The organism is Falsarthrobacter nasiphocae, assembly GCF_031456275.1.
Lineage (GTDB): Bacteria > Actinomycetota > Actinomycetes > Actinomycetales > Micrococcaceae > Falsarthrobacter > Falsarthrobacter nasiphocae.
This window is the reverse complement of the sequence record NZ_JAVDUI010000001.1, coordinates 1949869-1971804: the sequence shown is the minus strand read 5'-3', so window position 1 is coordinate 1971804 and position 21936 is coordinate 1949869. Positions and strand designations below refer to the sequence as shown.

At 72.4% G+C, this 21936-nt stretch carries 20 protein-coding genes and 1 tRNA gene; 9 read left to right on the top strand and 12 right to left on the bottom strand.

Annotation, left to right across the window (positions count from 1 at the left end; all coding sequences use genetic code 11):
- The first annotated feature begins 28 nt into the window (after positions 1–28).
- The 5 genes from bcp to J2S35_RS08865 all read left to right on the top strand — a co-directional run bounded on the left by bcp (position 29) and on the right by J2S35_RS08865 (position 4736).
- Positions 29–517, top strand: coding sequence for a thioredoxin-dependent thiol peroxidase (gene bcp / locus J2S35_RS08885; protein WP_309852415.1), 489 nt, complete (start codon positions 29–31; stop codon positions 515–517).
- 75 nt (positions 518–592) lie between these two features.
- Positions 593–674 (top strand) — tRNA-Leu (locus tag J2S35_RS08880).
- Positions 675–747: 73 nt separating this feature from the next.
- Complete coding sequence (locus tag J2S35_RS08875) at positions 748–2409, top strand: ABC transporter substrate-binding protein (RefSeq protein WP_309852413.1); 1662 nt, start codon at positions 748–750, stop codon at positions 2407–2409.
- Between the two features lie 87 nt (positions 2410–2496).
- On the top strand, positions 2497–4014 hold the full coding sequence (locus J2S35_RS08870; protein WP_380083455.1) for a malate:quinone oxidoreductase: 1518 nt from the start codon (positions 2497–2499) through the stop codon (positions 4012–4014).
- A gap of 11 nt (positions 4015–4025) precedes the next feature.
- On the top strand, positions 4026–4736 hold the full coding sequence (locus tag J2S35_RS08865) for an alpha/beta fold hydrolase (protein WP_309852408.1): 711 nt from the start codon (positions 4026–4028) through the stop codon (positions 4734–4736).
- Positions 4737–4917: 181 nt separating this feature from the next.
- On the opposite strand, the gene J2S35_RS08860 is transcribed toward J2S35_RS08865, so the two are convergent.
- Genes J2S35_RS08860 through J2S35_RS08850 form a run of 3 tightly spaced genes read right to left on the bottom strand, consistent with a single transcriptional unit; the run spans position 4918 to position 10591 of the window.
- On the bottom strand, positions 4918–6183 hold the full coding sequence (locus tag J2S35_RS08860; protein WP_309852406.1) for an MFS transporter: 1266 nt from the start codon (positions 6181–6183) through the stop codon (positions 4918–4920).
- Positions 6180–9416, bottom strand: a complete 3237-nt coding sequence (locus tag J2S35_RS08855) for an SMC family ATPase (RefSeq protein ID WP_309852403.1) — start codon at positions 9414–9416, stop codon at positions 6180–6182. Before J2S35_RS08855 ends, J2S35_RS08860 begins: the two co-directional genes overlap by 4 nt.
- Entirely contained in the window at positions 9413–10591 is a 1179-nt protein-coding gene (locus J2S35_RS08850; RefSeq protein ID WP_309852400.1) for a metallophosphoesterase family protein, read from the bottom strand. Before J2S35_RS08850 ends, J2S35_RS08855 begins: the two co-directional genes overlap by 4 nt.
- A gap of 44 nt (positions 10592–10635) precedes the next feature.
- Here J2S35_RS08850 and J2S35_RS08845 point away from each other — a divergent pair, with 44 nt between their 5' ends.
- Positions 10636–11514, top strand: a complete 879-nt coding sequence (locus tag J2S35_RS08845; RefSeq protein ID WP_309852398.1) for a hypothetical protein — start codon at positions 10636–10638, stop codon at positions 11512–11514.
- A 129-nt stretch (positions 11515–11643) separates the two neighbouring features.
- Here the strand turns inward: J2S35_RS08845 and J2S35_RS08840 are convergent, their stop codons facing one another.
- Positions 11644–12663, bottom strand: a complete 1020-nt coding sequence (locus J2S35_RS08840; protein WP_309852396.1) for an exonuclease domain-containing protein — start codon at positions 12661–12663, stop codon at positions 11644–11646.
- 85 nt (positions 12664–12748) lie between these two features.
- Here J2S35_RS08840 and J2S35_RS08835 point away from each other — a divergent pair, with 85 nt between their 5' ends.
- A complete protein-coding gene (locus tag J2S35_RS08835) occupies positions 12749–13450 on the top strand; it encodes a VTT domain-containing protein (protein ID WP_309852393.1) in 702 nt (233 codons plus the stop codon).
- A gap of 104 nt (positions 13451–13554) precedes the next feature.
- Here J2S35_RS08835 and rdgB read toward each other — a convergent pair whose 3' ends face one another.
- The 6 genes from rdgB to clpS all read right to left on the bottom strand — a co-directional run bounded on the left by rdgB (position 13555) and on the right by clpS (position 17758).
- Positions 13555–14229, bottom strand: a complete 675-nt coding sequence (gene rdgB, locus J2S35_RS08830) for an RdgB/HAM1 family non-canonical purine NTP pyrophosphatase (RefSeq protein ID WP_380083658.1) — start codon at positions 14227–14229, stop codon at positions 13555–13557.
- A gap of 41 nt (positions 14230–14270) precedes the next feature.
- Positions 14271–15056, bottom strand: coding sequence for a ribonuclease PH (gene rph, locus J2S35_RS08825; protein ID WP_309852390.1), 786 nt, complete (start codon positions 15054–15056; stop codon positions 14271–14273).
- Between the two features lie 41 nt (positions 15057–15097).
- Positions 15098–15883, bottom strand: a complete 786-nt coding sequence (locus J2S35_RS08820) for an MBL fold metallo-hydrolase (RefSeq protein ID WP_309852387.1) — start codon at positions 15881–15883, stop codon at positions 15098–15100.
- The gene (gene murI / locus J2S35_RS08815) at positions 15880–16827 is read right to left on the bottom strand and encodes a glutamate racemase (protein ID WP_309852385.1); all 948 of its coding nucleotides are present in this window, start codon (positions 16825–16827) and stop codon (positions 15880–15882) included. The genes J2S35_RS08820 and murI overlap by 4 nt, the downstream gene beginning before the upstream one ends.
- A 69-nt stretch (positions 16828–16896) precedes the next feature.
- Complete coding sequence (locus J2S35_RS08810) at positions 16897–17454, bottom strand: DUF2017 family protein (protein WP_309852383.1); 558 nt, start codon at positions 17452–17454, stop codon at positions 16897–16899.
- A complete protein-coding gene (gene clpS, locus J2S35_RS08805) occupies positions 17447–17758 on the bottom strand; it encodes an ATP-dependent Clp protease adapter ClpS (RefSeq protein WP_309852380.1) in 312 nt (103 codons plus the stop codon). Before clpS ends, J2S35_RS08810 begins: the two co-directional genes overlap by 8 nt.
- A gap of 114 nt (positions 17759–17872) precedes the next feature.
- Here clpS and J2S35_RS08800 point away from each other — a divergent pair, with 114 nt between their 5' ends.
- Positions 17873–19177, top strand: coding sequence for a nicotinate phosphoribosyltransferase (locus J2S35_RS08800; protein ID WP_309852377.1), 1305 nt, complete (start codon positions 17873–17875; stop codon positions 19175–19177).
- Positions 19178–19179: 2 nt separating this feature from the next.
- Positions 19180–19821, top strand: coding sequence for an isochorismatase family protein (locus J2S35_RS08795; protein ID WP_309852374.1), 642 nt, complete (start codon positions 19180–19182; stop codon positions 19819–19821).
- A gap of 51 nt (positions 19822–19872) precedes the next feature.
- On the opposite strand, the gene J2S35_RS08790 is transcribed toward J2S35_RS08795, so the two are convergent.
- Both J2S35_RS08790 and J2S35_RS08785 read right to left on the bottom strand, forming a co-directional pair.
- Entirely contained in the window at positions 19873–21645 is a 1773-nt protein-coding gene (locus J2S35_RS08790) for a DEAD/DEAH box helicase (RefSeq protein ID WP_309853108.1), read from the bottom strand.
- Entirely contained in the window at positions 21638–21928 is a 291-nt protein-coding gene (locus J2S35_RS08785; protein ID WP_309852371.1) for a DUF3039 domain-containing protein, read from the bottom strand. Before J2S35_RS08785 ends, J2S35_RS08790 begins: the two co-directional genes overlap by 8 nt.
- Between the last annotated feature and the right edge of the window lie 8 nt (positions 21929–21936).

Sequence of the window (21936 nt, the reverse complement as noted above, 5' to 3'; positions counted from 1 at the left end):
TTGCGAAACGGCCACTATGGTGGATGGCATGACGGAACGCACCCTTATTGAGCCCGGACAGACCGCCCCCGCCTTCACCGCCCAGGACGCGCTGGGCGAGACCGTCGACCTCGCGAGCCTCGCGGGCCGCCGAGTCATCCTGTACTTCTACCCGAAGGCCTCCACGCCGGGCTGCACGAAGCAGGCGTGCGACTTCCGCGACCACCTGGGCTCCTTCACCAAGGAGGGCTTCACCGTGCTCGGCGTCTCGCCCGACTCCCCCGAGGCCCTCCGCCGCTTCGCGGAGAACGAGTCCCTGACCTTCCCGCTCCTCTCCGATCCGGACCACGAGATCGCCAGCGCCTACGGCGCCTGGGGCGAGAAGTCCTCCTACGGGCGCACCACGGTGGGGCTCATCCGCTCGACCATCGTCATCGACCCCGAGGGGCGCGTGGAGCTCGCGCTCTACAACGTCAAGGCCACCGGCCACGTGGCGCGCCTGCGCCGCGAACTCGGGCTGGACTCCCCGCAGGGCTAAGGCCACACCGGGCAGCGCCACCCCCGAGGGCCTCCCGTGTCCGCGCGTACCCCCTCGTGTACTCTGGGAAATTGCGCGCGAATGGCGGAATTGGTAGACGCGCTGGATTTAGGTTCCAGTGCCTGCGGGCGTGGGGGTTCGAGTCCCCCTTCGCGCACCCAGTACCCGGCTTACGTCTCCCGCGGCAAGCGGCGGCACGCGGCCACGTCATCGAGAAAGCAGGTGCGCCCGTGACCGGAGCCGAGCGGCCCCACCGCGACCAGGTGACCCGTCGCCTCTTCCTCGGAGGCTCCCTCGCTCTTGCGGCTGGACCCGCCCTCGCGGCCTGCGCGCCGAAGGTCGTCCCGCCGAGCGACTCCCGCCCCGCCGTCGAGCGCCGCCTCCGCTTCGGCCTGCCAGCACCCATCGCGTCGCTGGACCCGGCGCTCGCGAACGACATCGAGTCGCAGCGAGTCATCCGCCAGGCCGTCCAGACCCTCGTGGGGACGGACGCGGCCACGGGCGCCCCGACCCCTCTCCTCGCCGAGTCCTTCTCGATCGCCGAGTCCGGGGACCGAGTGCGCTTCACCCTGCGCTCCGGGCTCGTGTTCCACGACGGCTCCCCCCTGACGCCGGCAGCCGTGCGCGACACCTTCGAGCGCCTCTACCGCCTGCCCGAGCAGGCCGTCGCGCTCAACCCGGCCAACGCCTTCCGGGCTGTCTTCCGCGCGCACGCCCACGAGGGCGAGTCCTCCCTCTACGAGGGCTGCGACATCCTCGGCGAGCGCGTCCTCGAGCTCAAGCTCCGCCGCCCCATCGCGGGCATCATCCCCGCCCTCTCCCACATCGGGTTCGGCGTCCTCTCCCCCGCGCAGACCCGCGAGCGGGTCGCGCAGGCCACTCGCCTTGAGACCACCCCCGAGTCCTGCCTCCCCGTGGGCACGGGCCCCTTCACGGTTCAGAGGGCGACGACGAAGGCCGCCGCACTCGCCCGCTTCACCGAGAACTCGCAGGCCCCCATCGCGGTGACCGGAATCGACTTCAGCGTCCACCCCGAGGAGTGGAGCCGGCTCGACGCGCTCCTGACGGAGAAGGTCGACGTCATCGACCTCGTCACGCCCCGCATGGCCGCGAGCCTGGCCCGCAACGCCAAGCCCACCCTCACCCGAGACCCGTACTCCCTCCTGTATCTCGGCATGAACGCGGCCCACCCGGTCCTCGCCAAGCCCCGCATCCGGCGCATCGTCGCGGACCTCATCTCGAAGCAGCCGCTCATCCCCGGCCAGTTCCTCAACGGCACCAAGGTGGCGGACAGCTTCTTCCCGCCCCGCCTGCGCGTGCGCAACCCCCAGCGGCCCGCCGGCGAGCGCCCCGTCACCGCCGACGACGCCCCCTCCGCCCTCAAGGACGCCGGCTACAAGGGCGAGACCATCGAGTTCGTCTACCCCACGGGTGCGCCGCGCCTCTACCTGCCGTACCCCGAGCGCACCTACGCGCTCCTGGCCAGGCAGCTCCAGGCCGCGGGCCTGAACATCAAGCCCGTCCCCATCCCCTGGACCGCCGGGTACGAGGCGCAGATGCTCGCCCGGCGGCAGCGCGGGTTCCACCTCGGCGGCCTCAACGGCGGCTTCCTCGACCCCGGCTACTTCGTCACAGCCCTCTTCCTCAACGGACGGGCCGAATTCGGGGTCGCCGATGCCGACCTCACCGAGGCGCTCCAGCGCGCCCAGGTCCTCACGGATGCGGACGAGCGGCTCGAGGCCTATGGCGACATCGGCGACAGGCTTGCCGTGCTCGCCCCGGCCGTGCCTCTCGTCGTCCCCGTCTCCGCGCTCGCGACCTCCCCGGACGTCCAAGGTGTCCCGGCCTCGCCCGTCCTCGACGAGGTGCTGAGCTCCGTCCGGTACACCTGACCCGCGGCAGACCACCGCCGCAAGGCCCCGTCGTCGTGATTCCGCCCGCCGCGGCCGACGAGAGTACGCTGAAAGAAACACCCCCTCATGACTGAAGACCGGTTAGGAACTGCGTTGAGCGCTGAACAGCCCACGGAAGAATTCACCGACGTCCTGCTCCTCGGAGCCGGCATTATGAGCGCCACTCTCGGCACGATGCTGCAGGAGGTGGACCCGAACCTTCAGATCCGCCTCATCGAGATGGAGGACCGCCCGGGCACGGAGTCCTCCGCGCCGTGGAACAACGCAGGCACGGGCCACGCCGCCCTCTGCGAGCTCAACTACGCGCCCCAGAACGCCGACGGCACCGTGAGCACCGCCAAGGCCCTCGCGATCAACGAGCAGTTCCAGGTGACCCGCCAGTACTGGTCCCACCTCGTCCGCAGCGGACGGCTCACGGACCCCAGCTCCTTCGTCAATCCCATCCCCCACGCAAGCTTCGTCTGGGGCGACGCGCACGCCGACTACCTCCGCGCCCGCTACGAGGCGTTCTCGGCCGAGCCGCTCTTCCGGGACATGGAGCACACCGAGGACCCGGAGGTCATCCGCTCCTGGGCGCCGCTCATCATGGAGGGCCGCACCCCCGGCACCCGCCTCGCCATGTCGCGGTTCAAGGGCGGCACGGACGTCGATTTCGGTGCCCTGACCCGCAAGCTCGTCGCTGCCCTCAGCGAGCGCGGCGGCCAGGTCGAGTACCGGGTCCAGGCCAAGGACGTCACCCGCAACGCGGACGGCACGTGGACCGTCCTCGTCAAGCACCTCGACACGAACGAGGAGCGCCGCATCCGGGCGCGCTTCGTCTTCGTCGGCGCCGGCGGCGGCGCCCTTCCCCTCCTGCAGAAGTCCGGGATCCCCGAGGGCAAGGGCTTCGCAGGGTTCCCCATCTCGGGGCAGTTCCTGCGGTGCACCGACGAGTCCATCGTGGCCCAGCACGCCGCCAAGGTCTACGGCCAGGCGCAGGTTGGAGCCCCGCCGATGTCCGTGCCGCACCTCGACACCCGCTTCGTCAACGGCAAGCGCGCCCTCATGTTCGGCCCGTTCGCCGGGTTCTCCACGAAGTTCCTCAAGGGCGGCTCCTTCCTTGACCTGCCGCTGTCCCTGCGCCCGCAGAACATCGTCCCGATGCTCGCCGTGGCCAAGGACAACGTGGACCTGACGAAGTACCTCGTCACTGAGGTCCTCAAGAGCCAGGACTCTCGCATCGCGGCGCTCAAGGACTTCGCGCCCGCCGCGCAGAAGGGCCAGTGGGAGCTCATCACCGCCGGTCAGCGCGTCCAGGTCATCAAGAAGGACCCCCAGAAGGGCGGCATCCTCCAGTTCGGCACCGAGCTCATCACGTCCGCCGACGGCTCGCTTGCCGCACTGCTCGGCGCGTCCCCGGGAGCGTCCACGGCCGCACCGATCATGATCGAGCTCATTCGCCGCTGCTTCGGCACGGACTTCCCGCGGTACGAGGAGCGCCTGCGCGAGATCATCCCGTCCTACGGAAAGAAGCTCAACGAGCACCCTGATCTCCTCGATGAGGTCACGGCGTCCACCAACGAGGCCCTCGGCCTCACGTCCTGACGGGCCGGCCAGTGACTGCAACCGGGCAGACCGGACAGCCTCCCGTCCTGCTGCTGCACGGCTTCGCCTCGACGGCCGAGGAGACCTTCGGCCAGCCGGGGTGGATCCGCGCCCTGGAGCAGGCGGGCAGGCGTGTCATCGCGCCGGACCTGCCCGGCCACGGCTCGAGCGAGGCGCCCCTGCCGCAAACCCGAGCGGACCTCCTCTCGTGGGCGGCTGATCAGGCCGAGGCCGCCCGACGTGAGACGGGCAGCGTGGACGTGGCGGGCTATTCGCTGGGCTCCACTCTCGCGTGGGAGTTGGCCCTCATGCCGGATGCCGGGGTTCGCCGACTCGTCCTCGCGGGGGTGCCCCGCCGGGACCATCTCGCGGACCTGGCCGAGGGCGTGACGAACGAGTCGACCCTCTTCCTGGCGAAGGCCACTGACGCGGCGGGCGACGACGAGGCGCAGCGGCGGCTCGAGGCCGTCGTCAAGGCCGCGGCCGAGGACCCGTTCAACGGGGCCGAGCGCCTGGCGGCCGAAGGTCCGCCGGAGCAGCTGGTTCTCGTGGCTGCCGGCTCCCAGGACCAGCTGGCGCTCATGCCGGCGGAGGTCAAGGCTGCCGCCCGCCTTTTCGGCACCTCGGACCCGGACGGCCTTGTCGTCCAAGGGCGGGACCACGTCTCGGTTCTGCCGAGCCGGGAGCTGCGGAAGGCCGTCGTCGACGCTCTGGGCGGATAGGGTCCGGCCGGACTCTCCCCTCCCGTTCCGAGGCGGGTTTCGCACGCCCGGAACGCGTTCTTTGGTTGAAACTCGCCTCGCAACGGGCTAGCGGGAGGGGGCAACGGACTGGCGCGACGGGGCGACCGTCTGGCGGGAGGCGCAACGGGCTCCCGGGAGGGGGCGGGTCAGTGCGGGGAGCCTACCGCTCGTTGCCGCCCGTCGCCCGGCGGGCGTGCGCCCAGTGGAGGGCGGCCTGCACGGCGCCCGTGATGAGGATGCCCGCCGCGCCCGCGACGGCAACTCCGAACGCCGCACCGCTGCCTGCCTCGTCGGCGAGGGCTCCCGCCGCGGCGGAGGAGAGCGAGGTGCCCAGGACGATTCCGCTGCCGAGAACGGTCATGACTGTGGCTAGCACTCCCGCGGGCGTCTCCTCGCCGGCTGTCTCGAAGATCGTCACCATCGTGGCGCCGACGGGCAGGCCCATGAGGAGCAGCGCCACGAGCATGCCCCCGATGCTCGTCGCCCCGTAGGCGATGAGCGCGAAGACGACGAGGAGCGCGCCCGCCCCGGCCCAGCGGGCCTCCTTGGGGACGCGCGGGGCCCAGAACGGCATGGAGACGGCGACGATGGCCGAGGTGAGGGACAGCGCTCCGTAGAGGAGGCCCGCGCCGTCTGGAAGGCCGTGCTCGTGGGTGAACGGCAGGAGGGCGGTCAGGGTCCCGCCGAAGATCGTGCCCATCGAGATCATGCCGAGCGTGCACAGCACAATCTGTGTCATGACCCATCCCGTGAGTCGAGCGGGCCCGGCGCTCTCGGTCTGGGTCCCGGTGCGGGGCAGGCTGCGGACGAGGACGATGACGGACGCGAGGACCCACAGGGCGGAGACGATCATCGGCGCGGCGGGGGTGACGACGGTGGCGAGGGCTCCGACGAGCACGGGACCGACGACGAAGGAGAGCTCGTCCACGGTGCTCTCGTAGGACATGGCCGTTCCCATGCGGGAACCCGACCCGAAGGTCTTGCGCCAGACGACCCGCGCCACGGCTCCGATCTGCGGGCAGGCAGCCCCGATGACGGCGGAGTGCAGGAGGAGCAGGGTCTGGGCCCAGGCGGTCTGCGCGTGGACGAGCACGGGCGCCGAGAGGAGATAGGCGAGGAAGGCGACGGCTTGGATGATCGCGAACACGAGGAGCACTCCCCTGGGCCCGCGGCGGTCGACGAGGCGCCCGAAGAGCGGCGCACCAACGGCGGAGCCGATCCCGACGGAGGCCGAGGCCAGGCCCGCGAGGGCGTAGCTGCCCCCGACACTGGGAATGTACGTCAGGGTGCCGACCGCCATCATGGCCTGCGGGATGCGCCCGAGGGCCGAACCGAGGAGGAACGGGCGGGACGCCGCAGCGAAGAGTGTTCGGAATGCGGCGAAGGGGGATTCTGCGGAGTCGATCTTGCCGGCGGGGGCGGTCATACGCCCGCGTCCGAGCGGGTCGACAGTGTGGACCCCCGTTGGGTCTTGCTCACCATAATCTGGTGCCCGATCCGTCCGTGCATTTCAGTCACATGCGACACGATACCGATGGTCCGCCCGCCGTCCGCTCTGAGCGCCTCGATCTGCTCCATGACTGTGTCCAGTGTCTCCGCGTCGAGGGAGCCGAAGCCTTCGTCAATGAAGAGCGTCCCCAGCTCGATGCCTCCGCTCTCCTCTTGGACGACCCGCGCGAGTCCGAGTGCCAGGGAGAGAGAGGCCATGAACATCTCGCCGCCGGACAGGCTCTCGGGGGCGCGGCTGGCCAGGGTCCAGTGATCGACCACGGCCAACCCGAGGCCTGCCTCCTTGAGGCCCTTTTTCGTGTCGTCGTAGACAATCTCGTAACGTCCGGACATCTCGTGGAGGATCTGGCTGGCTGCAGCGGCGATGTCCTCGAGCCGGCTCGCGAGCACGAACGCCTGGAGGGCCATGCGCCGCTCATTGTCAGGGCCGCGGCCATTGGCTGTCTCCGCGAGCGCGCTGACGCGCTGCAGGGCCTCGAGCGCGGGCCCGAGGCGATCGTCGATGTCCTGGAGGGCGTCCGCTGTGCGGCGAGCCTGCACCGCGAGGCTCGCGACGGCCGCGTGGCGGCGGACGAGCGCATCGCGGCGCAGGGCGAGGATGCGGCGTGCCCGCGCGAGCCGGGCACCTGTGGCCTCGGCCTGGCCGAGGGCGAGGGCCCAGGCCGGCCGCCATGGGATGTCCTGACCGTCTGGGCGGCCCTCGACGCAGCCCTCGAGGGCTGCGCGGACCTCCGGTGACGGCTGCCAGGCGGTGTCCCGTGAGACTCCGGCCGCCCCTGCGATGGCGTCCCGAACGCGGTGCCTGTCTCGGTCCCGGCAGGCGACTCGCTCCTCAGCCTCCCGGACGGCCTCCGGGGACAGGAGACTGTTCGCGGCATCCTCGGCATCCGCGAAGGCGGACTCCTTGAGGCGAGCGGTCTGCGCGGCCGCCGCTGCTGAGGCTCGTTCTTGCGCGTCCTGGGCACGCGTGCGGGCTGTCTCGCAGGCGCGAGCGGCCACCGCGGAGGAGGCCAGGAGCGCGGCCGCCGAGGCGAGCTCGTCTCGCGCGGCTCCCGCGGCGGCCACCGGCGTGGCCTCGGGGAGTCCGGCTGCCGCGGCGGCCACCGGCGTGGCCTCGGGGAGTCCGGCTGCCGCTTCCGCGCCTGGCCAGCCGGCCTCGGCGGCGGCGGTCAGCCAGTCCTCGAGGGCGCGGTCCAGTTCGGCCCGCGCTGCGGCGTGTGCGGCGTCTGCGGCGGCGAGGCGAGCGGCCGCCTCCGCTGAGGCGAGTTGAGCCCGCTGCGCATCCGCCTGTGCGGCCGTGGCCTCGCCCGCGGCGGCCTCGGCGGCCGCCTGGCGTGTCTGGATCTCCTCCGCCTGTGCTTGGGCGGAGGCGAGCTGGGCCTCGAGCTCGGAACGGCTCGCCCCTCCCAGCTGGTCGTTGAGCCCGGCGAGCCGCTCGCGGGCTCGTTCCAGGTCCCTGTGCGCCCCCTCCCGGGCGTGGCGGCGTTCCGTCAGCTCGGTCTCGGCGGACTCGATCTCGGCTTCGGTGACGCCGGAGCCCTCTGCGGCGTAGGCGGCGGGCTCGGGGTGCTCGACGGAGCCGCACACGAGGCATGGCTCGCCGTCCTGGAGCTGGGCGGCGAGCCGAGGGGCGACCTGCTCCGCGAACCGGCGGCGGATGACGGCCAGGGCCTCGAGGGCGACGGCCTCTTCGGCGGAGGCGCGCCCGAGCCTCTCCTCCCCGGCGCGGCAGGCCTGTTCGGCTGCCTCGGCGCGGCCCGCGACGTCCACGCGCTCGGCGGCTGTGGTGACGGCGTGGGCGGCGGCGGTCGGGTCTCCGATGGCAGCCGCCAGGGCTGCGTGGCGCTCCAGGGCCGCCGCGGCGGCTTCGTCCGCCTCAGCCGCGCCCTGGGCGGCTCGCGTGGCTCCCGTTCGGGCGTCCTCCACCGCGGACCCCGCCGTCACACGCGCAGTGTCCCGGCGCAGGATGAGCTCACCGAGGCGAACGGCTTCCCGCACACGCTCGGCCCGCTCTTCCCAGGCCTGTGCCTGGGCCTCGGCTTCTGAATCACCGGCCGCCCACTCGGGGACGAGGCTGCGGGCCTCCGCCAGCGAGGCGGCGGCCCGGTCTGCCTCCTCTCCTCGGGTCTGCGCCTCTGCGGCCTCTCGCCGAGCGGCCTCGACCGCGCCCATGACCGTCTCCGCCCGGCGATGACGGGCGAGGGCGCCCTCCGACGCGGCGGCGGCCTCCGCGCCCTCGGCGAGGCGGTCAGCGGCCTCGATGACCCGCGCCCAGTCCCTCAGGCTCGTCAGGAGGGCAGCATGCCTCGTGAGCTCGGACTCGGCTCGTTCGGCCGCCGCCCGCGCGTCCTCGGACGCGCTCGCCTGGCGGACAGCCTCCTCCCCGAGCGCTCCCGCCAGTTCTGCCGCGTCCCAGGCGGGTTCCTCACGGATCCCGTCCGGGCCCTCGTCCTCTTGGACGGGGGAAGGCCGGAGCCCCCACCGAAGGGCCTCCTCTGCGTGTCCGCGGGCGGCCGCCGCGTGGGCCTCCCGTGCCGCGAGCTCCCCCTCGACGCCCTCCCGAAGCTCGCGGGCCTTCTCGCGGAGGCGCTCCTGAATGTGCGCGTAGGGCTCGGCTGCGAAGAGGCGCTCGAGGATCTCCCGCCGCTCCTTGTCATCCGCCATGAGGAACCGGGCGAAGCGGCCCTGCTGAAGGAGGACGACCTGGAGGAACTGCTCCCGGGTCAGGCCCACGATCTCGGTGACGGCCTTGCCGATCTCCTGCTGGTTGCTCGTCACGTCCTCCCAGGCGCCGCCCGTGCGCCGGAAGAGGGCACCGCGCGTGCGCTCGGCCGTGATCCCCTGGCCGCGCCGCTTGGGGCGGGACCATGCCGGCACACGCTCGATGCGGTATTCCGCGTCACCGACCGCGAACTCGACGACGACGCTGGGCTCCGTCTCCGGCGCCTTGTGGTCAGAGACGAGGCGCGGGTTGGCATCTTTGGTGGTGCCGTAGAGCCCGTAGACGAGCGCGTTGAGCACGGTGGACTTGCCCGCGCCCGTGTCCCCGCGCAAGAGGAACAGGCCGGTGTCAGCAAAGTGGCGGAAATCCACGGACTCGGTCCCAGCGAATGGGCCGATGCCGGTCAGGGTGAGGGAGAGGATCCTCATGCGCTGCGCTCCGCGGCCGCGACGTCCTCGAGGACCGAGGCGACGATGGGCCTCTCCTCCGCGTCCAAGGCGCGCCCCCGCACGAACGAGTAGAACATCTCCACGACGTCTCCCCGGCTCGTGGCCCGGCGCACGCGCTGCGCGTACCCGCCCGCGGAGGCCATCTCGATGTTGGGCGTGCGGATCTCAAGGGCGAGGGGGAAGCGGGTGCGCAACCGCCTCATGGGTTCAGCCGGCCGCTCCGTGTCCGTCAGGGTGGCCGAGACGAAGTGCTCCTCGGCGGCCGCCAGCGCGGGGTCTGCGAGCAGCTCCTCGAGGGTCCCCTCGATCCGGCTGACCGCGCGAAAACCACGGAAGTCAACCTCCGAGATGCTCGTGTCCCCGCCTGGGGAGACCTCCACCATGAGACCGCCCTTGCGGTGACCCGCCTCGGAGAAGGAGAAGGGGATCGGGGAGCCGGAGTAGCGCACCGAGTCCGCAATCCGCTGGCGCCGGTGCAAGTGCCCCAGCGCGGCATAGGCGAAGCCCTCGAACAGGCCCGCGGGGATCTCCCCCAGGCCGCCTTGACGGACCTCGGGGCGGATCTCCCTCTCGCTGTCCGTGGAGGTGCCTCCGCGCACGAACGAGTGCGCCAGGACGACGGCCGGCCGCCCGGGCTTCGCCGCGTCCCGCATGGTCTCGAGCGCCGCACGGTGGATGGACTCCGTGTCCGCCGGCTCCTCACCGAGCCGGGCCTCGAGCCACTCGGGGCGCGCCACCCTCAGCAGGGATGTGTCCAAGAAGGGGAGCATGAAGAAGTCCACAGCGGCCCCGCTGCGGCCGGTCAGCGTCACGGGCTCGCCAATTCGGTGGACGTCCGCCCCGATGTGCACCCCGCCGTGCCGGAGAATGGAGGCGCCGAATCCCAGCCGAGTGGCCGAGTCATGGTTTCCGGGGCTCAAGACGACGGCGGCGCCGGCGTCGCGCACCCGCGCCAGGGTCTCGTCAACGAGCTCCACCGCCCACACCGGCGGGTACGCGCGGTCGTAGACGTCCCCGGCAATGACGAGCACGTCCACAGCCCGCTCCCGAACCGTCTCCACGACGAATGACGCCCATGACTCGAAGGACTCACGGAGGGACGCCCCGTGGAACTGCCGCCCGAGGTGCCAGTCTGACGTGTGAAAGATCCTCATGAATTCAGCATCCCATGAGGGGTGGACACGATAAGCTGACGCGCATGCCCGCGCTGACGACTGACCCTGACCGCGACCGGCTCGCCGCCGCCTTCCGCTCCGTCCCTGCCCTCACCGCAGAGGGCTCGCTCGTTCTCGCCTACGGCGCCGACGCCGTGACCGAGGTCCTCGAGTGGGCCGCGGACGGCGTGGGCGCGGACCCCTCCGCCGCATCCTGGCTGGGCGGTCTCCGCCTCGCGCGCCACCTCGGCCTTGCGACGGCCCCCAGCGCCCCTCCTCAGCTCTCCCGGGCGGTCGACGACGATGTGGCCGCCTGCCTCTCTGCCGTCGGAACAGCGGGCCGGGCCCGGCTCACCGAGGCCTTCCGCGGCTCCTTCCCGCGCCTGGCCGCCTCCTACGCCGTGGACCGCATGGGCACCCGAGCCCACCCGCTGACAGAGGCGGAGCTGCCGAGCCGCCTCGACGACCCGGGGGCCCTCCTGCGCGCGCTGCCGCTGGCCGCGCTCGTCCATGTCGAGCCCGTCACGGTCTACACCCTCGTGCTCGAGAGCGTCGCCATCAGCGTGTCCTCCGTCGCCGAGCAGCACCGGATCGCGACCGCGCTCTCCGTCCTGTCCGCGCGCCTCAGCCCGGACGCGGCCACTCGCGGCCTCGACGCCGCAGAGATCGCCGGGCGACTCGAGGTTCCGGCCGTGCGCGGGGAGGCCGTGGCCGAGCTCGCGGCCGCAGCGGCGGACACCCCGTCGCGGCCCCTGGAGCGAGCCGGGGACCCCGATCCCTGCGGGGCCGTCGCCGAGCGGCTCGGCGTCGTCGCCCTCTCCCCCGAGGACGAGGCCAAGGACGAGGCCGCACGCCGCGTCCGCGACGCGGTCCTGGAGCCGGCGCTTGACAGGCTCGCGCGCCTGCTCGGCGTCGCCGGCTGACGCCCGCTTGACCCGCGGCACCGCCCGCCCATGCGGGGCCCGGGTCGCCGCAGTCTCACGCGCCCGGCCGGGGCCCGGCACGCCCTCGCGTGACCGGCCTCCCCTCGCGGCGCCTGCGACCAGCTCCGCTCAGACGGCCCTGTCCGGCCAGTGCCCGCCCGTGCGCTGCAAGAACTCGCCCTCGGTGACGATCTCGATCCCGAAGCCCCGCCCCCGCAACTTCAGCGCGGTGTTCAGCGCGGACGTGCGCCGCCCCTCGCCCGCCGCGAGCGCCTCCGGGGTCAGGCCGTTGCCTGCCACGAGCATCGTCGTCGCCGAGTCCATGACAGCCACGGGCCTCGCGCCGCACGCCGCGGCCCTCCGCCACGCCTCCGCGCGGGACAGGCCCAGCGTCCCCGTGAAGAGAACGCGCTGCCCGTAGAGCGGGTTGCTGGGGTCCGCGTCGGCAGAGGGGACGACGACGGGGAGCCGCTCCTCCTCGGCCGCCGCCTCGGCGGGCACCCCGTCCACCCAGTCGCCTTCGGCGGGCAGTTTCGCGAGCGCCTCGCTCGTCGCCCGGGAGAGGCCTCCACTCGGGTCCGGCGGGCTCAGCCGCGAGACCGCGACGCCGATCGAGCCCAGCCCGCCGCGCAGCGTGTCCTCTCCCGTGCGGCGGACGACCTCGGCGGCGATGGCGGCGCACGCGCGGGCGTCCGCCAGGGCGTCGTGGTGGACCGTCATCGGGGCGCCGGCAGCGGCAGCGGAGAAGGGCAGCGAGTGGGAGACGATGGCAAAGCTCGCGCGCGACATCTGGACCGTGCAGGCGTAGTCCCAGGGACGCACGGCGACGCCTGCCACCTCGGACGCCGCGGCCATGACCCCCATGTCGAAGGCGGCGTTGTGCGCCACGAGGACGTCGTCGCCCGCCTGCTCCGCGAGCATCTCAAGAGCCTCAGCGATCCCGGGCGCGTCCCGCACGTCCTCGGGGCGGATGCCGTGGATGCGCACGTTGCGGCGGTCGAACGCCCGGGCGCCCGCGGGCGGCTTGATCAGGGTGGAGCTCTCCGCCGCGACCACCCCGCCCCGCACGGTCACGATGCCGAGCGCGCACGGCGACCCGCGGAACCCGTTGGCGGTCTCGAAGTCGATCGCGGTGAAGTCCACACTCATTCGTTCCATCTTAGGCGGGGCGGCTGCCGCCCGTCTGGACCGGACTATCTGGCATCTGCCAGGGAACGCCTCTAGGCTTGGACGGGTGTATGACATCTCTGCCACGGCCCTCGTCCCCCCACTCGCCGGGTTCCTCCCCAGCTGGCTCGATCCCCAGGTCTTCCTCGCGGACCCCGCGATCGGCCCGTGGGTAGTCCTCGTCATCCTCGCGATCGTCTTCGCGGAGACTGGCCTCCTCGTGGGCTTCTTCCTGCCCGGGGACTCGCTCCTCTTCACCGCGGGCCTCCTCGTGGCCACGGGGACGATCGACTTCCCCATCTGGCTCCTGTGCCTGCTCGTGTTCGTCGCCGCCTTCGTCGGCGATCAGGTCGGCTTCATGATCGGCCGCAAGGCCGGGCCCGCCATCTTCAACCGGCCCAACTCGACCTTCTTCCGCCACGAGCACGTGGAGCAGGCTCACGCCTTCTTCGAGAAGCACGGCGGCAAGTCGGTCATCCTCGCGCGCTTCGTGCCGATCGTCCGCACCTTCACCCCGGTGATCGCCGGCGTGGCCCAGATGCACTACGCGACGTTCGTGCGCTTCAACATCATCGGCGCCGCCCTCTGGGGCATCGGCGTCACGCTGCTCGGCTACATCCTGGGCGACCGCGTCCCGTTCGTCCGCGACAACCTGGACCTGATCTTCATCATCATCGTCTTGGCCTCGGTCGTGCCCATCGTCGTGGAGCTCCTCAAGGCCCGCCGCGCCGCGAAGGCGGACGACGCCGGGACTCCCCGCCAGCCGTAAGGCCGCCGGCCCAGCAGGGCCCTCCCCCATTACCCCACAGGCTCCGCCCGCCGCATCCAGTGCAGCGCGCGGAGCCTGTGTCATTGAGGGCCGGCCCGCCAGCCTCAGGCCCGGAGGACCTCGAGGATGCTCGGCAGGAGTGCCGCCATGGCCTGGCCGCGGTGGCTCCGGCGGTTCTTCTCCTCCGGGGTCAACTCGGCGGCGCTCAGCTCGAGCCCCTCCGGCTGGAGGATCGGGTCGTAGCCGAACCCTCCGTTGCCCCTGGGCTCGCGCAGAATCGTCCCACGGAACGTCCCGTGCTCAACGCGGGTCTCCCGGCCCGGGACCGCGAGGGCCGCCGCGCAGACGAACCCGCCTCCCCGGTGCTCGTCCGGCACGTCGGCGAGCTGATCGAGGAGGAGGCGAAGGTTCGCCTCGTCGTCGCCATGCCGGCCGCTCCACCGCGCCGAGAGGAACCCCGGCGCGCCGCCCAGCACGTCCACCGCCAGGCCGGAGTCGTCCGCGAGAGCCGCAAGGCCCGTCGCCTCGGCGATCGTCTCGGCCTTGAGGCGGGCATTGGCCTCGAACGTCACGCCGGTCTCGCGGACGTCAGGGGCGCCGACGGCCCCCGCGTCGACGACGAGCGCGTCCACGTCGAGGTCCGGCGCCACGGCGGCGATCATCGCGCGGAGCTCGCGGAGCTTGCCCGCGTTGTGGCTCGCGAGCACAAGACGCGGGGAGGAGACGACGACGTCGGCTGCGCCCGGGTCACCCTCGGCGGTTTCAGCGGCGCCGTCCAGGGGCGCGTCCCCGCGGCGCGCGGCCGCAGCCTCGGCGGCGCTCACGCGGACGCCCCCGGCTGCCCGGAGAACTGGGCCCCGAGCGCCTCGGCCTGGACGCGCGCGAGGTCCCGGGTTCCGATGAGGGCCAGGTCGAGAAGGGCGTTGAGCTCATCGCGGTTGAACGGGGCGCCCTCGGCGGTGCCCTGGACCTCGACGAAGTCCCCGGAGCCGGTGACGACGACGTTCATGTCCGTCTCCGCGACGACGTCCTCGACGTATGGCAGGTCCAAGAGGGCCCGGCCCTCGACGATGCCGACGCTCACGGCGGAGACCGAGTCCTTGAGGACGGCGGCCGAGGCGGGGATGAGGCCCTCGCGCTGGCCGTGGCGGACGGCCTCGACGAGCGCGACGTACGCGCCCGTGATCGAGGCGGTCCGCGTGCCGCCGTCGGCCTGGAGGACGTCGCAGTCGAGGACGATGGTGTTCTCCCCGAGGGCGCCGAGGTCGACGACAGCGCGGAGCGAGCGTCCGATGAGGCGGGAGATCTCGTGGGTGCGGCCGCCCTGCTTGCCCTTGACGGACTCGCGGGCGCTGCGCGTGTTCGTGGCCCGGGGCAGCATGGCGTACTCGGCCGTGAGCCAGCCGGTGCCCTGGCCCTTGAGCCAGCGCGGCACGCCCTCGGTCAGGGACGCGGTGCAGAGCACGCGCGTGTCCCCGAAGGAGACGAGTGCCGAGCCCTCGGCGTTCTTGGACCACCCGGTCTCAATGGTGACGTCTCGGATCTGGTCGGGTCGCCGGCCGTCGAGGCGGGGTGCTGACGTGGTCTCGGTGGGGGTCTGAGTCATCCCCCCATCCTAGGCGGCGCGGGTGTCCGCCCGCTTGGCGCTCAGACGTCGTAGGAGACGCCGGCGGTCGCGACAGCGATCTCGCCGTCGAAGACCCCGCGGGCCTCGCTGACGGAGCGGGTCGCGTCGTTCCACACGGGCAGGTGGGTCAGCAGGAGCCGGCCGACGCCCGCGCGGGCGGCCGCCTCCCCCGCCCGGCGCCCGGTCAGGTGGACGCCCTCGATCGCGTCGTCGCGGCCCTCGTGGTAGGCGGCCTCGCAGAGGAAGACGTCGGCCCCACGGGCCGCGTCCTCGAGGGCCTCGCACGCGTCCGTGTCCCCGGAGTAGGTCAGGACCCGCAGGGCGCCGTCCTCGAGGGTCTCCGTGATGCGGAAGGCGTAGGCCTCGTCGACGGGGTGGCGGACGGGGAAGGCCTCCACCGTCAGGGGGCCCACGGTCACGGGCTCCCCCGCCGCGATGGCACGGAAGTCGAAGTCCTCGTGCATGCCGGGGTCCACGGGCATGCCGTACGCGGTGGCGAGGCGGTCCGGCGTCTCCGCGGGGCCGTGGATCGCGATGCGCTCGCCGCGGAACCCCTCCGGGTCCCAGTGGACGGCCACGTGGAGCCCGCAGACGTCCATGCAGTGGTCCGGGTGGAGGTGGGAGAGGAAGATCGCGTCGATCGAGCTCAGGTCCAGGTGCCGCTGAAGGGCGCCGAGGGCCCCGGAGCCAAGGTCGAAGAGGACGCTCCACGTGCGCCCGTCCCGCTCGGCCCGGACGAGGTAGCACGAGGCGGGCGAGCCGGGCCCGGGAAAGCTGCCCTGGCACCCGATGACCGTCAATCTCATGACAACTCCTTCTCGTTCCCGCCTCCGCCGCGGCGGGCGCAGTCCCTCAGCATGTCCGGCGTGATCTTGGCGATCGCGGCGGTGGGGTAGATCGCGTCGACGTCGTCGACCTTGGAGACCCCGGAGACCTCCGGCCCGAGGAACCGCCGGGCCAGAAGATCGAACTCCGCGGCCGGCCCCGTCGAGAGGAACTCTCGCGTGGGCACGGCCGTGTCGGGCGCCTGGATGCCGCCTCGCACGAGGACCCGGTAGAGGTCCCGCGCCGTCTCCTCCGCCGAGGAGACGAGAGTGACGTCCTCCCCCATGACGAGCGAGATGACGCCCGCGAGCAGCGGGTAGTGGGTGCAGCCGAGGACCAGCGTGTCCACCCCGGCCTCGCGCAACGGGGCCAGGTACTCCTCGGCCACCGAGAGGAGCTCGGGGCCGCTCGTCACGCCCGCCTCGACGAACTCGACGAAGCGCGGGCAGGCCACCGTGAAGACCTCGAGGTCCGGCGCGGCGGCGAAGGTGTCCGGATAGGCCCGCGAGCGCGTCGTGCCGGCCGTGGCGATGACGCCGATCCGCCCGTTGCGGGTGGCGGCCGCGGCGCGCCGGACGGCCGGGCGGATGACCTCGAGCACCTCGATGCCGAGGTCCCCATAGCGCTCTCGCGCGTCCCCGAGGACGGCAGCGGACGCCGTGTTGCACGCGATGACGAGGGCCTTGACCCCGGAGGCCACGAGCTGGTCCATGATCCCGAGCGCGTTGGCCCTGACGTGGGCGATCGGCAGCGGACCGTACGGTCCGCGCAGCGTGTCCCCGACGTAGATCATCGACTCGTGCGGGAGCAGGTCGATGAGCGAGCGGGCGACCGTGAGCCCACCGACCCCGGAGTCAAAGACGCCGATGGGGGCGAGGGGCGAGACGGCGCGCGGCTCGGTGCGGGGAGGCAACGGTGCGTTCATTAGTCCCCAAGGCTAGGGGGTTTCGGCCTGGCAGGCACCCTCGCAGAGTGTTGTCTTCCTCACAGGGAGTCAGAGGGAATCGATCAGGGCCGCGGACAGCCCGGCCCGCAGCCAGCCCACAAAGTTGTAGAGCACCGCGAGCGCGCTCTCCGTGTCCGTCATGTCCTCCACGGCGGACACCTCCTCCGCGGTCTCCTCGTCGACGACGCCGAGCCTGGCGGCGAGGACGATCGCCACCGAGTTGAGGCCGCGGGAGGCGGCCTCGGCCTCCTCGCGCGAGAGCCTGAGGGAGTCCCGCGCGAAGATCTCCTGCGACCGGGCGAGGTCCTCGAGCTTGGCGCGCCGCACGTCCTCGTGGGCAAGCCGGCGGAACTCCCCCGCGACGTCGGGGTCGAGCGAGGCGTCGGGCAGGAGGGCGAGCAGTGCGGGGTCCTCGGGCGCCGCGGCGTCGGGGCGGTAGCCCGTGATCTCGACGAGCGGGTCCACATCGCCGTGGGGCGCGTCGGAGGCGAGCAGCTCGGCGACATCCGCCAGAGCACGGGTGAGCACGGCGCGCTCTCCCCGCTCGAGGTGGCCGACGAAACTCCCGCCGTCTGCGCCGGGCCGGTAGCGGAAGCGCTCAGCCACGGCTGTCCTGCTCGATCGTGGCGTGGAGCCCGTAGCGGTGCATGGCCTGGGCGTCCCGCTCGCAGGCCTCGCGCCCGCCGGTCGCGACAACCGCCCGGCCCTCCTCGTGGACGGCGAGCATGAGCCGGTCCGCCTCGACGGCGCTCATGCCGAAGTAGGAGCGGAAGACGTAGGCGACGTAGTCCATGAGGTTGACCGGGTCGTTCCAGACGACCACGCGCCACGGGGAGGCGGTGGACAGGGCTTCGTCCTCGCGCGGCAGGGTCGAGACGCCGCCCGCGGGCTCCGAAAGAGGATGCGACATGGTCACTATGCTAGGAGGCAAGCCCCGGCGCCGGCGCGGGTTTCGCTGCGCGCGTCACGGGCCTGTCTCGCGGCAGCCGCAGCGAGCCGCCCCCGAACCCCAGGATGAACCCGGATGCGCCCCTCGACCGCTCTCAAGACCGATCACTACGAGCTGACCATGCTCCAGGCCGCCCTCCGCTCTGGCGCCGCCCACCGCCGGAGCGTCTTCGAGGTTTTCGCGCGGCGCCTTCCCGCGGGCCGCCGGTACGGCGTCGTCGCCGGCACGGGACGCCTCCTTGAGGCCCTCGAGGACTTCCGGTTCGGTCCAGAGGAGATCGCCCACCTCGAGTCTCTCGGCGTGTTCGACGCCGCCACGCTCGACTTCCTGCGCGACTTCCGCTTCTCGGGCGACATCTACGGCTATGCGGAGGGCGAGGCGTACTTCCCGAACTCCCCCATCCTCATCGTCGAGTCCACGTTCGCCGAGGCGTGCATCCTGGAGACCCTCGTCCTCTCAATCCTCAACCACGACTCGGCGATCGCCTCCGCGGCCGCCCGCATGACGGTGGCGGCCGGCACCCGCCCGTGCATCGAGATGGGCTCGCGCCGCACGCACGAGGACGCGGCCGTCGCCGCGGCCCGGGCGGCCGTCATCGCCGGGTTCGCGTCCACCTCGAACCTTGAGGCGGGCCGCGACTACGGCCTGAAGACCACCGGCACCGCAGCCCACTCCTTCACGCTGCTCCACGACTCGGAGGAGGCAGCCTTCCGCGCCCAGGTCGCGACGCTCGGGGCTGGCACGTCCCTCCTCGTGGACACGTACGACGTCGAGCAGGGCATCCGCACGGCCGTCAAGGTCGCGGGCCCGGAGCTCGGGGCCATTCGCCTCGACTCCGGCGACCTCGTGACGCAGGCCGGCTGGGCGCGCGAGCTCCTCGACTCCCTCGGCAACGAGCGCACGGGCATCGTCGTCACGAGCGACCTCGACGAGTACGCCATCGCCGCCCTCGCCTCCGCGCCCGTGACCGCGTACGGCGTCGGAACCAAGCTCGTCACGGGCTCCGGAGCCCCCACGTCCTCGATGGTCTACAAGCTCGTCGCCCGCGAGAACGAGGACGGCGAGTGGGTCTCCGTGGCGAAGAAGGCGAAGGACAAAGTCTCCGTGGGCGGGCGGAAGTACGCGCTGCGTCGCCTCGACGAGCGGGGGATCGCGACGGCGGAGGTCGTCGGCGTCGGCCACCGCCCCGAGGGCGACCACAACGACAGGCCCCTCCTGACGCAGCTCGTCACCGGCGGGGAGATCGTCCGTGAGGCAACCGGGGCCGAGGGCGTGCGCCGCGCGGCCGAGCGCTTCCGCCGCTCCCTCGCCGAGCTGCCCGTGGCGTACACGCGCCTGACCGAGGGCGAGCCCGTCATTCCCACCGTCCTGGAGGACTGATCATGGCGCTGCCCGCCCCCGCTCGGCTCGAGGACATCCTCGCGCTCGCCGACATGACGGTGGACCCGCGCCGCACGGCCGCCGTCGTCGTCGATGTCCAGAATGACTTCTGTGAGGGAGGCTCCCTCGCGGTGGAGGGAGGCACGGCCGTGGCCGCCGCGATCACGGAGGCGTTCGCGGGGCCGCGCAGGCTCTGCTCGATCGTCACGACGCAGGACTGGCACATCGACCCGGGCTCGCACTTCTCGGAGACGCCGGACTTCCGCGACTCGTGGCCGCGGCACTGCGTTGCGGGGACCCCGGGGGCCGAGCTCAGCCCCGCCCTCGCTCTGCCCCGCGTGGACGCGGCGTTCCTCAAGGGCGAGTACGAGGCCGCGTACTCAGGTTTCGAGGCGCGGCTCGACGACCCCTCGCTGCGGCTCGCCGACCGCCCCCGCCTCAACGCGTGGCTCTTGTCCGCCGGGATCGACACGCTCCTCGTCTGCGGTCTCGCCTTCGACTACTGCGTGCGGGCCACCGCCCTCGACGCCCGTGCCCTCGGGTACGAGACGGTCGTCCTGTCCTCCCTGACGGCTCCGGTTTCGGAGACGACGGCGCGCGTGACCGCGGAGGAGCTGGCGGACGAAGGGGTGCGCCTCATCTGAGGCCGCCGCCGGGCTCGGCGCGTCCCGGTGCGCCGGGACCGCCGATCCGCCCTAGGCCCCGGGCTTGCCCCGGCCCACGAACCAGTCCTGAAGGCGGGCGATGCGCGCCTCCAGCTGGCTCGCGCTCGCCTGGGCGACGGCTGGCCCGCCCGTCAGGCGCCGCAGCTCGGAATGGATGACGCCGTGAGCCATGCCCGAGCGCGCGGCCCAGGCGGAGACGCTCTTGGACAGCTGCCCGCGCAGCTCCTTGATGCGCCGGTGGTCCACGGACTCCTCGAACTCGGCGTCCGCGCCGGCGTCCTGGGGCTGCCGCGAGGACTGGCGGCGAATCTGCTCGTGCTGCCGCTTGCGGAGCAGCTCGTTGACCTGCTCTGCGTCCAGCAGGCCGGGGATGCCGAGGAAGTCCATCTCCTCGGCGCTGCCGACGTCGCCGCCGAGGCCGAACTCGGCCCCGTCGAAAAGGACCTTGTCGAACGAGGCCTGGGAGTCCAGCGCCTCGAAGGACGCCCGGGTGAGGGAGTCCGATGCCTTCTCCTCCCGGTTGGCCTCGTCCATGAGCTCTTCCTCTGGGATGAAGTCCGGGTCCGTGGGCTCCGTGGGGCGGTCCAGGGCGTGATCCCGCTCCGCCTCCATCTCATTGGCGAGCGCCATGAGGACCGGCACGGACGGCAGGAAGATCGAGGCCGTCTCGCCGCGGCGACGCATGCGCACGTAGCGGCCCACGGCCTGGGCAAAGAAGAGCGGCGTCGACGTGCTCGTCGCGTAGACGCCCACGGACAGGCGCGGGACGTCCACGCCCTCCGAGACCATGCGGACGGCGACCATCCAGCGGCTCGAGCCCGCGGAGAAGTCCTCGATGGCCTTGGACGCCTTCTTGTCGTCCGAGAGGACGATCGTCGCGGACTCCCCCGTGATGCGCTTGAGGATGCCGGCGTAGGCGCGGGCCGTGACGTGGTCCGTGGCGATGACGAGCCCACCGGCGTCCGGGACGGCCCGGCGGACCTCCTCCAGACGCTTGTCGGCGGCGGCGAGGACCGCCGGGATCCACTCGCCCTCGGGGTTGAGGGCCGTGCGCCACGCCTGGGCTGTGACGTCCTTGGTCACGAGGTCCGCCAGCCCCGCCGACATCTCCTCGCCCGCGCTCGTCTTCCACCGCATGGATCCGGAGTACGCCATGAACATGACGGGGCGCACGACCCCGTCCTTGAGCGCGTGGCCGTAGCCGTAGGTGTAGTCAGCGCGGGAGCGCCGGATGCCCTCGTGGTCCGCCTCATACTCGACGAAGGGGATGGGCGCGGTGTCCGAGCGGAAGGGCGTGCCGGTGAGGCTCAGGCGGCACACGGCGGGCGTGAACGCCTCGCGGATGCCGTCGCCCCAGCTGAGGGCGTCGCCGCCGTGGTGGATCTCGTCGAGGATGACGAGCGTCTTCCCCGCCTCCGTCTTGGCCCGGTGAAGCATGGGCTTCATCGCGACCTGCGCGTAGGTCACCGCTACTCCCACGTACCCGCGCCCGTGGGCGCCGTCGGAGTTCTTGAAGTTCGGGTCGATCGGCAGGCCCGCGGCTGCTGCGTTGTCCGCCCACTGCCGCTTCAGGTGGTCCGTGGGCGCGACGACGTAGAGGCGGTCCACAATCCGCAGGTCGAAGAGCGTCTTCGCCACGCTCAGCGCGAATCGGGTCTTGCCCGCCCCCGGGGTGGCCACCGCGAGGAAGTCGCGGCGGCGCAGCTGGAAGTACTTCGTGAAGGCCTCGGCCTGCCACTGGCGGAGTCCCTCCGGAACGGGAGGGACGGGGTGCGTCGGGGCCGGGGCCGCCGGCTCAGGAATCGCCGTCACCCTGCATCTGGTCGTAGACCTTCTTGCAGTCCGGGCACACCGGGAACTTCTGGGGGTCCCGCCCGGGGACCCACACCTTGCCGCAGAGCGCAATGACAGGCTCCCCCGTCAGGGCGGACTCCATGATGCGGTCCTTCTGGACGTAGTGCGCGTAGCGCTCGTGGTCCCCCGGCTCGGCCTGCTGGCGCTCGGCCTGCCGCTCGAGGACGGACGTGCCGCCGCGCGAGGGCTCGGACAGGGGCGAGGACTCAAACGGATCCTGCTCAATGCTCATGAGGTCCA

Coding starts and splice junctions, on each gene's coding strand:
- J2S35_RS08845 (WP_309852398.1), top strand. CDS start 10,636: ATGCCCGCGCTGACGACTGACCCTGACCGCGACCGGCTCGCCGCCGCC.
- J2S35_RS08800 (WP_309852377.1), top strand. CDS start 17,873: ATGCGCCCCTCGACCGCTCTCAAGACCGATCACTACGAGCTGACCATG.
- clpS (WP_309852380.1), bottom strand. CDS start 17,758: ATGTCGCATCCTCTTTCGGAGCCCGCGGGCGGCGTCTCGACCCTGCCG.
- J2S35_RS08785 (WP_309852371.1), bottom strand. CDS start 21,928: ATGAGCATTGAGCAGGATCCGTTTGAGTCCTCGCCCCTGTCCGAGCCC.
- bcp (WP_309852415.1), top strand. CDS start 29: ATGACGGAACGCACCCTTATTGAGCCCGGACAGACCGCCCCCGCCTTC.
- J2S35_RS08870 (WP_380083455.1), top strand. CDS start 2,497: ATGACTGAAGACCGGTTAGGAACTGCGTTGAGCGCTGAACAGCCCACG.
- J2S35_RS08855 (WP_309852403.1), bottom strand. CDS start 9,416: ATGAGGATCCTCTCCCTCACCCTGACCGGCATCGGCCCATTCGCTGGG.
- J2S35_RS08860 (WP_309852406.1), bottom strand. CDS start 6,183: ATGACCGCCCCCGCCGGCAAGATCGACTCCGCAGAATCCCCCTTCGCC.
- J2S35_RS08840 (WP_309852396.1), bottom strand. CDS start 12,663: ATGAGTGTGGACTTCACCGCGATCGACTTCGAGACCGCCAACGGGTTC.
- J2S35_RS08850 (WP_309852400.1), bottom strand. CDS start 10,591: ATGAGGATCTTTCACACGTCAGACTGGCACCTCGGGCGGCAGTTCCAC.
- J2S35_RS08820 (WP_309852387.1), bottom strand. CDS start 15,883: ATGAGATTGACGGTCATCGGGTGCCAGGGCAGCTTTCCCGGGCCCGGC.
- murI (WP_309852385.1), bottom strand. CDS start 16,827: ATGAACGCACCGTTGCCTCCCCGCACCGAGCCGCGCGCCGTCTCGCCC.
- J2S35_RS08795 (WP_309852374.1), top strand. CDS start 19,180: ATGGCGCTGCCCGCCCCCGCTCGGCTCGAGGACATCCTCGCGCTCGCC.
- rph (WP_309852390.1), bottom strand. CDS start 15,056: ATGACTCAGACCCCCACCGAGACCACGTCAGCACCCCGCCTCGACGGC.